This is a genomic window from Paramicrobacterium chengjingii, from assembly GCF_011751765.2.
GTDB lineage: Bacteria > Actinomycetota > Actinomycetes > Actinomycetales > Microbacteriaceae > Paramicrobacterium > Paramicrobacterium chengjingii.
Map to the genome: position 1 here is coordinate 3,446,158 of NZ_CP061169.1, position 13,207 is coordinate 3,459,364.

General features: G+C 61.3%; 9 protein-coding genes. 2 read left to right on the plus strand and 7 right to left on the minus strand.

Translation table 11 applies throughout. The features are described from left to right. Positions 1–124 precede the first annotated feature (124 nt). Both HCR76_RS16645 and HCR76_RS16650 read left to right on the plus strand, forming a co-directional pair. Positions 125–3,247, plus strand: a complete 3,123-nt coding sequence (locus HCR76_RS16645; protein ID WP_166986634.1) for a GH92 family glycosyl hydrolase — start codon at positions 125–127, stop codon at positions 3,245–3,247. 68 nt (positions 3,248–3,315) lie between these two features. After that, positions 3,316–4,071, plus strand: a complete 756-nt coding sequence (locus tag HCR76_RS16650) for an EI24 domain-containing protein (protein ID WP_244971430.1) — start codon at positions 3,316–3,318, stop codon at positions 4,069–4,071. Positions 4,072–4,142: 71 nt separating this feature from the next. Here HCR76_RS16650 and HCR76_RS16655 read toward each other — a convergent pair whose 3' ends face one another. The 7 genes from HCR76_RS16655 to HCR76_RS16685 form a co-directional block, all read right to left on the minus strand. Continuing rightward, positions 4,143–5,354 carry a metal-dependent hydrolase family protein gene (locus HCR76_RS16655; RefSeq protein ID WP_166986632.1) on the minus strand — a complete coding sequence of 404 codons (1,212 nt, stop codon included), beginning with the start codon at positions 5,352–5,354 and terminating at the stop codon, positions 4,143–4,145. Positions 5,355–5,468: 114 nt separating this feature from the next. After that, complete coding sequence (locus tag HCR76_RS16660; RefSeq protein WP_166986630.1) at positions 5,469–7,175, minus strand: hydantoinase B/oxoprolinase family protein; 1,707 nt, start codon at positions 7,173–7,175, stop codon at positions 5,469–5,471. A 1-nt stretch (position 7,176) separates the two neighbouring features. Then, complete coding sequence (locus tag HCR76_RS16665) at positions 7,177–9,246, minus strand: hydantoinase/oxoprolinase family protein (RefSeq protein WP_166986628.1); 2,070 nt, start codon at positions 9,244–9,246, stop codon at positions 7,177–7,179. A gap of 60 nt (positions 9,247–9,306) precedes the next feature. Then, on the minus strand, positions 9,307–10,293 hold the full coding sequence (locus tag HCR76_RS16670; protein ID WP_166986625.1) for an ABC transporter permease: 987 nt from the start codon (positions 10,291–10,293) through the stop codon (positions 9,307–9,309). After that, the gene (locus HCR76_RS16675; RefSeq protein ID WP_166986622.1) at positions 10,290–11,819 is read right to left on the minus strand and encodes a sugar ABC transporter ATP-binding protein; all 1,530 of its coding nucleotides are present in this window, start codon (positions 11,817–11,819) and stop codon (positions 10,290–10,292) included. The genes HCR76_RS16670 and HCR76_RS16675 overlap by 4 nt, the downstream gene beginning before the upstream one ends. 3 nt (positions 11,820–11,822) lie before the next feature. Continuing rightward, the gene (locus HCR76_RS16680; protein WP_166986619.1) at positions 11,823–12,845 is read right to left on the minus strand and encodes a sugar ABC transporter substrate-binding protein; all 1,023 of its coding nucleotides are present in this window, start codon (positions 12,843–12,845) and stop codon (positions 11,823–11,825) included. A gap of 29 nt (positions 12,846–12,874) precedes the next feature. Next, the gene (locus HCR76_RS16685; RefSeq protein WP_166986616.1) at positions 12,875–13,174 is read right to left on the minus strand and encodes an antibiotic biosynthesis monooxygenase family protein; all 300 of its coding nucleotides are present in this window, start codon (positions 13,172–13,174) and stop codon (positions 12,875–12,877) included. Positions 13,175–13,207 lie beyond the last annotated feature (33 nt).

Genomic DNA, 13,207 nt, shown 5'->3' on the forward strand with positions numbered 1-13,207 from the left:
AACAAACGATTGTGAGCGAAGTCGCTGTGGCTCTTCCCCTTTGTTTGCAGGCTTGGTAACGTTTTCAAAACTGTGTGCGCACGGCTGCGCTCACAGCCTTGAGCGACCCTTCCGGAGGAGAAAATTGCATAGCAGAGCGGCGACCCTTGGCGTCGCGGCGGCCGTTGGACTCGGCCTGTTCGCGCCCACGGCACCGGCAATGGCCGATGCAGGCATCTCGGCGTTCGACGCCGTGGATCAGTTCATCGGCACCGGCTTCGACACGGCGGACGGGGGCAAGGGCAACGACGCGTACGGCAATACGTTCCCCGGCGCCACCGTTCCCTTCGGCATGGTGCAGTCGAGCCCCACGACATACGACTCAGCATCGGGCGAGAACTTCGGCGGCTACGAGTACGGCGCAGATGAGGTTCGCGGCTTCGGCATGACGCGCCTCTCGGGAACCGGCTGCCGCGGACGTTTCGGCGGCTACGACTTTCCGATCATGCCATATTCGAGCGGCCAAACTGACGCGACAGCCCCGCCCACATCGCCGCGTGACGACATCACCGACTACTATCTCCCGTTCGATCACGCGAACGAAGACGCAGACCCGGGCTGGTATTCCGTCGAGCTCGACAACGGCGTCGGCGTGGAACTCACCGCCACAACGCGAACCGCTGTCAGCAGCTTCGACTTTCCCGAGGGTCAGTCGACGCTGCTGATCGACGCGGCCGGAAGCAACAACGATGTGTCGGATGCCGGAATCACGATCGACCCCGCAACAAACACGGTCGCCGCCAGTGTCACGGCGAAAATCGTGTGCGCGCAGGGCCCGTCGTACACGGCGCACATGTCGGCGAACTTCGACACCAACTTCGTCGACTACGGAACCTGGGACGGCGATGGCCTGCACGAGGGAGCCACCGCAGCATCCTCCACGACGACGAAGCACGGCTCGGGCGCATGGGTGAGCTTCGAGCCTGGCGCTGACGTGACCGCATCCGTGGGTCTGAGCTTTGTCAGCGTCGACGGCGCGGCGAACAACGTCCAGTCAGAGGTGGGCGAGGCGGACTTTGACGCTGTGCGTGATCGCGCCGCCGACAGCTGGAAACAAGCACTCGGCACGATCGATGTGGCTGGCGGCTCAGACGAGCACCGCACCGAGTTCTACACAGGGCTCTACCACTCGCTTCTGCATCCGAACGTGTTCGAGGATGCCGATGGCAGATACACCGGCTATGACGGCGACGTGCACAAGGTCGGTGACGGCCGGCACTTCTACGTCAACTTTTCGAGCTGGGATACGTACCGCAGCCAAGCTCAGTTGATCGCGCTGCTCTACCCGGATGTCGCAAGCGACATCAACCAGTCCATCGTCGATATGGTCGAGCAGACCGGGGTGTGGACGAGCTGGCCGAGCTATAACCAGACGCAGACGAAGATGACCGGCGACTCGCTTCAGGTCGTGATCGCGGCGACGGATGCTTTCGGAAGCACCGATTACGATCGCGCGGCCGCCGTAGAATCGATGATCGCCTCGCAGTCACTTCCCATGAGCACGTCGAACCGCAGTGACGGTTACCAGTACGCGAGCCTCGGCTGGATCGAGAGCTCGAAGAACGGTGCAGCCACATCCCGCGTGCTCGAATACGCCGTCGACGACTTCGCCATCGCGCAGTTGGCGCAGCGACTCGGATACGACGACGCGTACAACACGTTCTCTGTGCGCTCGCAGAGCTGGCGCAACCTGGTGAACCCAGAGACGCAGGCGATCGACGCGCGTGATCGACACGGCTTCACCAACACCGATCTCACCAGACAGGGAGACCAGTTCGAGCAGTCCACAGGCAAGCAATACGGCTGGTCTGTTCCGTTCAACATGTCTGCGCTCGTTGAGGCGCGAGGCGGCGTTGACGCGGGGAAGGCTGCGCTTGACGAGGTGCTCACCGAGCTGGATGCTGGCGCGTTCAGCGACTACGCCTATCTGAGCAATCAGCCGAGCTTCGGGTTGCCGTGGGCATACAACTGGCTGCAGGACCCGGCGTCGACAACTGACACCCTGTATCGCGCCCATGACGTCATGTACGACGCAACGCCGTACGGTCTGCCGGGCAATGACGATCTCGGGTCGCTGAGCTCCTGGTACGTGTGGTCGAACCTCGGCATCATGCCCGCGATCTACGGCACGGCGAACCTCGTCGTCTCGGCGCCCATGTTCGACGCCATCACGATCTCGAGCGTCGGCAGCGACCGCACAATCGAGATCACGGCGCCCGGCATGAGCGACGGAGCGAAGTACACGACGAGTCTTGCCGTGGACGGCGCAGCTCAGACGGCATCCTGGGTTCCCGAAGAGTTCACCCAGAACGGCGGCTCTCTTGAGTTCACAATGTCGGCAACACCCGGTGACTGGGGAACGGGGGCAGACGATGTTCCGCCGTCGTACGATCACGGTTCGAACGCGCGCAACGCAACGGGCATTACGTCTGAGAGCAATGGTGCGTACGGATCGCTCGACATGACGGACCACTCGTTGTCGCGCGAGAAGCTGCAGGAACAGGGGCTTGTCGGCGGTGAGACCGTGACCGTCGACGACGTGCAGTTCACCTGGCCCGGGACGGCGGACGGGCAGCCCGACCATTGGATTCCGCACGGCCAGCGAATCGAGATCGACCCGCAGCGCGGCACCGGCATCTCGTTTCTCGGGCTCGCGACGAACGGACCAAGCGAGGGCACTGCCACCGTCGTCTACGACGACGGGTCAACGCAGGAGGTCGCGATGCAGTTTGCGGACTGGGCAGCCTCATCGCCCGAGTTCGGCAACACCACCGTGGCAACGACGAGCGGGCGCAACCTGAAGAACGGCAGCGCAGACACCACGTCGACCGCTGTGTTCGCTACTGAGACGCAGGCGATCGATGCGGAAAAGACGGTGACGGCAGTCATTTTGCCGAGCGCCGATTACAACGGAATCGCGCACGTGTTTGACGTGGCACTGCAGAACGCCGAGTTGGTTGACACCGAGCCGACGGACCCGCCGGTCGACCCGACTGACCCGCCCGTCGATCCGGAGAACCCGGATGACAATGGCGGCGCTCCCGGTGATTCGAATGGCGGCACCGATGATGCAGCGAGCGACACGGCAGAAGGCACGCTGCCCTGGACGGGTGCCGATGTGGGCTTTGCCCTGGCGATCGCTCTCGCGGTCATCATACTGGGAGCCGGGCTGCTGATCGCGCGCAGACGACTCCGCACGCGTCGCTGACGCCGCAGGGCCGGGCAGCCATTGCCCGGCCCTGCACGCTCGGTGTCGCGCACCCATATGCTGGTGTCATGCTGCGAGAGTTCTGGTCTGGTGTGACGATGCTCTTTCGCGGCTTCGGGTCGTGGCGCGCACGGCCGAAGCTCATGGCCCTCGGGCTCATTCCGGCCGCGATTTCATTCGTTCTGCTCGCTGCTGCGCTCATCACCTTTGCAGCGTTTCTGCCGACGATCATCACGTGGGCGACTCCGTTCGCCGAGTCGTGGAACGACGTTCTGCGAGACATCATCCGGTTTCTGCTCGGGCTCGTCGCGTTCGGCGCAGCATCCGTTCTGGCCGTCATCACCTTCACCGCGCTGACGCTCGCAATCGGCGACCCGTTCTACGAGCGCATTTCGCGTGGCGTAGAGACCGATCTGGGCGGCGAGATTCCGGATGCCGAGGGAGGCTTCTGGCGCGGAATCATCGACGGCCTTCAGCTCGTGTTCTTCGGTGTGCTCGCCGCTCTGCTGATGTTTCTGCTCGGTCTCATTCCCGTAGTGGGGTCAGCTGTCGCCGCGGTTCTCGGATTCATCATCACGGCGCGACTGCTCGCGCGCGAGCTCACGTCGCGCACCTTCGAGTCGCACGGCGTTCCCCTTGCCGCGAGGCGTCAACTGCTCAAGCAGAACCGGTGGCGCATTCTCGGGTTCGGCGTCATCACGCAGCTGTGCTTTCTCGTTCCGCTCGGCGCCGTCGTGGCAATGCCCGCCGCTGTCGCCGGGGCGACGCTGCTCGCGCGGGAGTTACTCACCGCTGCCCTGCCCAGTCCACCCGCGTCTGCGTAGCGCTATCCTTCGGCGAGAATCGCGTCGATCTGATTGAGGTTCAACACCCGAGCCACGTAGGCGCTGTCGCCTCATTCGTCATCGCGTTCCGACACCCCGCCGACGACACGGCCGGCCTGAATGACCAGTTCTCGGGCGTTCTCGTCCCACAGTACGGCGGGTTCCTCAAGCGGGTTCGCACTCAGCATCACGGCGTCGCCATACGCTCCCGCGCCGAGATGACCAAGACTCGCGTCTCCAATGAGCTTCGCGTTTACCTCGGTCATTGACCGGATAGTTTCGGCCGCTCCGCTGGCTGCGACCTGCAGCCGAACGCCGGCGAGCTGGTCATCTTCGAGGTCGCCCATGAGGTCGCTGCCGAAGCCAACGCTCACGCCAGCGGCGAGCGCAATCTGCACTGCCTCCTGACCCTTCGAGAGCACTTCTGTATTTTTTGCGAGAGAGATCTCATTCAACCCAATCGAGGTCCCGCGACGGTCCATTGCGTCATAAGCGGCGAGTGTCGGCACCAGGAACGCACGCCAACCGGCCATCGCCCGCGCAGTCGCCGAATCGATGAGGTTGCCGTGTTCAATCGAACGCACCCCATTTTCTATCGAGTGCATAACCGCCTCCGACGAGTATGCGTGCGCGGCGACATAGCTCTCTCGACGAGTAGCCTCATCGACCACCGCTCTGATCTCGTCAGCCGAGTATTGGGGATTCCGAATCGGGTCGGCGAGGGAGAACACTCCGCCAGACGTCATGATCTTGATGGCGTGCGCACCGGTGCGGAGCCGCTCCCGCACAGCAACTCGGAGGTTATCGGCACCGTCCACGACCTCGCACATGTGACCGCCAGAGAAACAGACATCGATGTGCTGACTGCGCGGATCGCCGTGACCTCCGGTCTGGCTCAGTGCGGGGCCCGTGAAGTGGTATCGAGGAGACGGGAACAGTCTGGCTTCGATGGCACGCGCCAGGCCAATATCGCCACCAGCGACGTCTCGCACCGTCGTAAACCCGCGGCGCAATGCCGCGGCGAGTCGGAGTGTGCTGTTGATCGCCGTGTAGCTCAATGGCCCGCGCTCGTTCTCGAGGCCATCCATGCTCGTGGCATACGCATGGAAATGTGCGTCGATAAGACCGGGGATGACCCACTGCCCGTCGCCGTCGACGCGCTTGGACTCCGGCGCCGGCCGATCGGCCACGAGACCATCGACGATAGCGAGATCCGTCTTAACGAACCCTCGCTCCGCCCCAGCCCATACGTGCGCGCCCGCGATAATGATCGATCCTGACATTCTTGTTCTCCTTCGTTATGCTTCTCATGCGAGTGCTCTCATCACGCGTCGCGGGAACAGCACTGACACGAACATCGGTGTGTGCCGCTCACCTCAGAATCGAGAAGCGCACGTCTACGCGGCGCGCAAGGACTTCGTTGCTGCCGCGTCGACCGAGAAGTCGTCTGTCACCACGACGCCGTAATTCTTCCTCGCCGACTCGACCGATACGAACCCATTCCGCACATCACGTGCAACAGCCCGCGGGTCGCGATCGAACGCGTTGCCATAGCCGCCACCACCGCCCGTCGCATTGACGAGCACCTCGCCCGCACCCAACGTGTTGTAGCTGCCGCCCTGCACGACTTCGTCCACGGTGCCGGGGTTCACGACGATTTGATTGGGACTCCCCTCTTCGCCGCCAGCGATCGACCAGGGCGCGGTCTTCGTTTTGTAGACGAGGCAGATTCCGATCGCCGGCGCTGTGAAACGGTACGACCGTCTCACACCCACGCCGCCGCGAAACTTCCCAGCACCCCCTGTGTCAGGTCTGTATCCGTAATTGTCGATGATCATCGACGACTTCGCTTCGAGCACCTCGACGGGGTTGTTACGGCATCCGGGCTCCGAGAGGTGCATGATCCCATCTTCGCCATCGTGCGTGGCAGTGCCACCGAAACCGACTGCTTCATTCGTCGCCTCCTGCCATGGTTCACCCGTCCGCGGATTCGTGCCAAGCCCCATCATTGAGCACACGTCTCCGCCAGAACTTGCCGACACGAGTTCGGGCATACCCTGCGCAAGTGCCTTGAGAATCACTTCCCCCGCAAGCAATCCCGTCCACAGCGTGAAGGTCGGCATCGGCGGCACCGCGTGCATGACCGAGCCAGGCACTGTCACGACGCGCATTGGCGCAAAATTCCCCGCGACCACAGGTGAGTCGGGCGTGGTGAGTGATTTGAAGATGAGGCTCGACACTGCCTCTGTCTGACCGAGCGGGAGGTTGATGGGGCCCTCAACGTTTTCGGCGCTGCCGGTCCAGTCAACAACCATCTCCTCGTCCGTGATCGTGACCGTGCATTGCATCTTTACGAGCTCGTCTTTATTAATACCGTCATCATCAACGAAGTCGATGGCAGTCCAAGTGCCCTTCGGCAGCTTCTGCAGGGCCAGGCGCGCAAGCGTCTCACCATGCTCGTTAATGGTCGCCATCGACTCAGTGAGCACGTCAACACCGTATTTGCCGGCGAGTTCCTGCGTCCGACGCACGCCGGTGACACACGCCGAGACCTGCGCTTGGATATCGCCTATCGTGTTCTTCGGCACTCGGCTGTTGAAGCGAATGATGTTGAAAACGTCGTCATTCTTCACACCACGGCGATAAAGCTTGGAAGCGGGAAGCACGAGACCTTCTTGGGAGCGGTCCGTCGAATCGAGTACGTAACCGGGATCCTTCTGGTGCAGGTCAGTGATGTGGACACGGCACGAAGCAAATCCGATGAGCTCGTCATCGACGTGAATCGGCGCGAATACGAGAGGATCGAGCGTATGTGCACTCGACCAGTATGGGTAATTGATGAGGAATACGTCGCCCGGCTCCATGGCGTCACTACCGAGGAACTCCATGGAATGTTTGATTCCGGCATCGTTGCCTCGAGTGAAAACCGCGATTCCCGGGGCATCCGCTACGACATCGCCATTCACATCGTGTAACCCGATGCCGTAGTCATGGATCTCGTACACAACGGTGTTGTACGCCGTGCGGCAGAGATTGCGGGCGATTTCCTCGGCCGCAGCGAGCAGACCGTGTCGAATGATCTCGGTGGTAATTGCGTCAGCCACGTTAGGCACCCTTCTGTGTGTTCTGTGCGTTCTCGACGTACTTGATTGCGATGATGAGTTCGCCATAGTCGCCCACTTCAAGGCGATCACCCTCATGAAGCACGGTTGTCGCGGTGTGTTCAGTGACCACAGCGGGTCCATCGATGAGATCACCGGCCATGAGGTCTTCACGGGCCACGAGCAGGTACTCCACATCGATGTCGCCCTCGAGGGTCACCGTGCGTGTGCGGTTCGAAAAGCCCTCTCCAACCGGCCGACGGGCTGCCTTCGGCAACTCAGGGTTGTCGACGAGTCCGACTGCGTGGAGTCGGAGCGTTGTCGTCTCGATGGGGTCGTCCATTGTGTGCCCGTACTGACGCAGATGCAATCGGTCGAACTCCCCCCGAATGGTCTCGCGAGGATCCCCGTCGCCCTCTGGATAGTCCACCGTCACCGAGTGCTCCTGACCGGAGTAGCGAATGGCGACAACACGATGGAACTCCATGCGATTCTCGCTGAAGCCGTCACTGCAGAGCGTTTCGGTGGCCTCCGCTTCCATGCCCGCGTACAGGTCGTTGGCGTGTTTCGCGTCAAGCTCGTCGAGCGGTTGGATGCTGGTACGCGAGTAATCGTGCTGCACATTCGCCATGAGCATGCCGAGGGCAGAGAATGCGCCCTGCCCTGGCGGAACAATAACCTCGGGAATGTCGAGTTCGCGCGCGACATCAACAGCGACAAGTCCACCGCCGCCGCCGAAGGAGAGCATGGAGAACTCCTTCGGATCGTTACCGAGCTCGATCGTGATCGCGCGCACAGCTCCCACAATTTTCGTGTTCGAGATTCGAATCATTCCGCGCGCGAGGCCCGTCACAGAGAGACCGAGTTCATCGGCGATCGTGGTGAGCGACTCGACGGATTTTTTGCGGTCGAGCGTCAGCTCACCACCAAGCGGAGTGTCGACCCCCAGGTATCCAATCGCAAGTGCAGCGTCGGTAAACGTTGGTTCAGTGCCGCCGAGACCGTAGGCCGCAGGGCCCGGGTCAGCTCCGGCGCTCTTGGGACCAACCTGCAGAGCGCCCGCCTCGTCGAGGTAGCCCAGCGAGCCTCCACCGGCACCGATGGTGTGAATATAAAGGGAGGGAGTATTGATGGGAAGACCCTCGAACTCCGCACCATGGTACGAGACAGGGGAACCATCCTGCACGAGGGAGGCATCAAGGCTCGTCCCCCCCATGTCGATCGTGATGAGATTCGGGCGCCCAATGAGCTTCGCAAACGCAGCGGCCCCGACCACGCCGCCAGCCGGGCCCGAAAGGATGAGGTTCACCGGTTGCTCACGCGCGGTCGAAGCGGTCATTGCTCCCCCGCCTGAGCGAGACATGAGAAACTTTCCGCCAAAGCCTCGCCGTTGAAGTTCTCCCTCGAGTGCTCTGAGGTAACTGCGCATGATGGGCTTGATGTACGCATCGAGCACTGCTGTACTCGTGCGCTCATACTCGCGATACTCACGGGAGAGCTCGTGCGAAATCGTGACCTCGACGTTCGGCGCTTCCTCTTCGAGAATCTCGCGCATACGCTGCTCGTGAGCGGGATTGGAGTAGGAATGCAAGAAGGCGACAGCGACGGCATCGTACCCGCGCTTGGCGATCTCACGGGCCACCTGTCGTGCATCGTCTTCATCTAGCGGTATTGTTTCGATCTCGCTGTCAAAGTAGCTACGCTCAGTCACTTCGAACGTGTCATAGCGCTCGAGAAGCGCTTCCGGTTTCTGGAAGGCAATGTCGTACATCACTTTCCGGTCCGTGCGCCCGAGCAAATACACGTCGCGGAAGCCTCGAGTCGCGATCGTCGCGATGCGAGCACCGGTACGCGTGAGCAGGGAGTTGAGTCCCAGTGTGGTGCCATGGTTGAACATGCCCACCTCTGTCGGGTCAGCCTCGGCCTTATCGAATGCGGCGAGCACCCCTGCGGTGGGTTCCTGAGGGGTGGTGGGCACTTTCTCGAATCGCAGCTCGCCGGTTTCGGGTACGAGCTTGACGACGTCGGTGAATGTTCCCCCCACATCGATGGCGGTGCGTACGTTTTTGGACATGAAAGGTGGACCCTCCCTGATCGGTGGTGAATATTCGGTGTCGTCGAGCGACGGTTGAAATTAGCGGCGTGTACGTCCGGCCGCGGCAAGACCGACAGCGGCGAGGATGATGACTCCGGTCACCATGTCCTTAAGCTGCGGGTTGAGGTTGAGCAGATCGAAGCCGTTGCCGATGAGCGCAATGAGAAACACACCCGAGATGGATCGCCACACCGCTCCGACCCCGCCATAGATGCTCGTTCCGCCAAGAATCACAGCAGCGATCGCGCTGAGCTCGAGCCCTGAGCCGGCGAGAGGCTGCCCAGAGGCAATTCGGGAGACGCCGATTGCTGCCGCGCTTCCCGCAGCAAGACCGCTCAGCGTCATCACGTACACCTGAACCCGATTGATACGGATGCCGGAGAGCTCTGCTGCTTCCTTGTTTCCGCCGACCGCAAAGACGTGGCGGCCGAAGACGGTGCGAGAAAGAAGGAGCCAGAACGCGGCGACCACGAGAATCATGACGAAGACGGCGATAAAGATGCCGCCGATGCGGGTGCGCCCGAGAATCGTGAACCCGGGTGTCGTGACGGTGATCAGGCTGCCGCCCGTGACGAGCACAGCGATTGTTGTGAAGATCATCGATGATGCGAGCGTCGCGAGAAAGGAGTGGACCTTCAGCCGTGTAATGATGACACCGTTGAAAGCTCCGAGAACGAGACCAACGGCGGGAGCGGCAAGGAGCGCAATCCACACGCTGCCGAGTGTGACCGCCAACCACGCAGAGACGACTCCGGCGACGCTGAAGATGGCACCGGTGGAAAGGTCGAAGTTGCCCGAGACGATGACGAAGGTGCCGGCGGCTGCGATGATCACGAGCGGTGCATTCTGATTGAGGATGTTGACGATGTTCGCGAAAGTGAAGAATGAGGGCGACAGGATCGCCAACGCGATCAGGACGGCGCATAGAAGGATCAGCACCGCATACTCGATCGCGACAGTCTTCACAGAGAACTTGGCCTGGGCGCGGACTTGCGTGACGGCGGTGTTCTCAGCTTGCTTGGTCATGCGGCCGACTCCTCTTCTGGCGAAACGTGGAAGAGCCGGAACAGCACGTCTTCCACAGTGGTTTCTGCGGGAATGATGTGGTCGAAGGTTCGCCCATCTGAGACGAGGTAGGCGCGGTGAGCAAGTTCTACGATCTCCTCGTGCTCAGACGAGATGAGAAGCACTGCGATCCCCTCTTCCGCGAGCCTTGTGATGAGTTCGTAGATCGTGCGCTTTGCACCCACGTCGACACCTCGTGTCGGCTCATCGAGAATGATGAGCTTCGGGCGTGCGGCGAGCGCCTTTGCAAGAAGTGCCTTTTGCTGGTTGCCTCCTGAAAACCAGCCAACCGGAAGTTCGATGTCAAGCGGTCGCATCTCCAGAGACTGAGCTTGCCCGAGCGCGATGCTCTTTTCCTGTTTGATGCTTACGAACCCGGCGGTGGACCTCTCACGAAGGCTTGACAGGGCGATGTTCTCGCGCACCGAACGCTCCAGAACGAGACCGTCCTTGTGACGATCCTCGGAAACGAATACCAGCCCCGCCGCTATCGAGTCTTTCGGGCCGCGCCCGGCCCAGTCCCGACCTTCGAACTCGACGGTTCCGCTCACGATGCCATCCAGCCCGAAGACCGCTCTGAGACATTCCGTGCGACCGCTCCCGACGAGGCCCAGCAGCCCCACAATCTCGCCAGGGTGCACTGTGAACGACATATCGCGCACGCCGGTATCCGTTTTCAAGTTCGCGACGGAGAGCGCGGGCGATGAATCCGACAGCGGCGCGGCCGCCCGGTCCGGATATGCCTGATCCATTTCACGGCCGAGCATTGATGTGACGAGGCCGTGTTTCGTCACTGACCCACTCGACACCGTCTCGATGCGGCGACCGTCGCGCATGACCGTGATGTTGTCTGACACCCGCAACACCGAATCAAGAAAGTGCGAAACGTAGATGACACTGCATCCGCGATCGGCAAGTTGGCGCATGAGATCCTCAAGCTGCGTCATCTCGTGCGCTGTCAGCGACGACGTCGGCTCGTCCATAACGATCACCCGCGCTTGTCGTGCCAGCGAACGCAAGATCTCAACCTTCTGCTGATCAGCGATGCGCAGATTTCGCACTTTCGCCCCTGCATCGAGATTGAACCCAATCTCCGCATCGAGTGCGGTGAAGCGATCGTTGACGCCACGGCTCAGCACGCCAAGTACGTTCTTCTCCGCACCGAGATACACATTCTCCGCCACGGTCAGGTCGGGAACGAGAGCGAGTTCTTGCGCGATCATCGCGACTCCACGGCGCTGCGCGAGTTCGGGGTTCCACCGTTCAACCGGCGTGCCATCGATGACCACGTCACCCTGATCTACGGAGTAGAGACCGGCGACAACTTTGCCGAGCGTCGATTTGCCCGCACCGTTCTCACCAACAATCGCGTGGACTTCGCCACTGCGGATCTCGAGCGAAACGTCGTCAAGTGCCTGCGTCGCACCAAACCGCTTTCCGACTCGACGCAACTCGACGAGTACTTCGCTTGTCTCACGTGTAGTCATCGGTCAGCCGTTCCATTCACCAGTGAAATCGGGGTGAGCCTCGAGATCTTCCTTCGTGGCAATGGGGCCGAACCCGACAAGCTCATCTGCGTCCACGACGGTTTGCACCTTTTCGCCTTGCAACGAATTGATGACCTGCTGCAGAGCCTCTTCCCCCATGGACGCCGGAACGTTGATGTAATCGTTCGTCCACGTACCTTCAAGCACCGCTTTGATGCCTTCAGTCGTGCCGCCGCTGCCCGTGAGAAAGATGCTCGCCGGATCGATGCCTGCGTTCTCGAGTGCGATCTGAGCACCCATGGTCTGCTGGTCGGCGCTCGAGATGATCCCGTTAATGTCCTTGTCTCCCTGCAGGAGGTTCGAAACTGCGGTGAGGGACTGATCGCGATCGTACGCGCCCTCGACTGTCCCAGCGATTTTGATGTTGTCGTGCTCGCCCAAGACGCTCTTCCAGGCATCGATGCGCTCGATGTCGAGCGGTGAATTGAGCAAGCCAGCGAGCAGACCGATCTTGCACGGATCGATTCCCTCGCAGTACTCAACTGCCGATTCCGCCTGCAGCTTCGCACCTGTCGCCGGTGGCGTTGCTACCGTCGAGATGACGCCCTCGACCTGCGGCTCCATCTCTGTGATATCGGGGCCGATCGGGTTGAGCACGCTGGCGACGGGTATGTCTTGGCCGAGCGGGAACGCGGCCCCCAAGGCTGGCCCATCGTGCGGAACGACAATAATGCCGTCAGCTTTTCCCGTTGTGCCCGCGTTCTGCAACTGAGAGAGCTGAGTGTTCGCATCGAACTGACCGTCCTGAATCTTCGTCTCGATCTCGATTCCGAGTTCATCCGCGAGCTGAGAAGCTCGCTCCTCGATTCCGGAGTACACGGCCTGGTTGTAGCCGTTCTGCGACGATGCGGCGAGGAAAATGATCGAATACGAATCATCCCCCTCCCCGTCAGCGCTGCACGCAACTAGGCTGCCGCTGAGGGCGAGCACGCCGATGCCTGCGAGGATTCGTGTGGTGTGCTTCATTGCATCCTTCTTTTCCTGGCTATGGTTGGTTATTTCTCGACGCTATGGTCGATGCGGTAGAGCTTTGCGATACCGATCTCGGCATCGGAGAGCATCTCTGGGAGCTCGGGCACGCGCTGCCCGCGGCGCGGATGATCAACCCATTCTTGATACGCAGATTCGTCCGGCCACAGTGCGGTGACGATAATCTCACCGCTCCCATCGACGCAGGCGGAGATCTCAGAGCCAATCGCCCTGGTGAGATTGAGCGACTCCTGCAGGACACTCTGGGCCCGGTAGAGATCGAGGATCGGCTCGACCATTTCCGGTCGGGTTCTCAATGTCAGCATGCTTCGAATCATGGCTTCGGCACTCCATCGTGT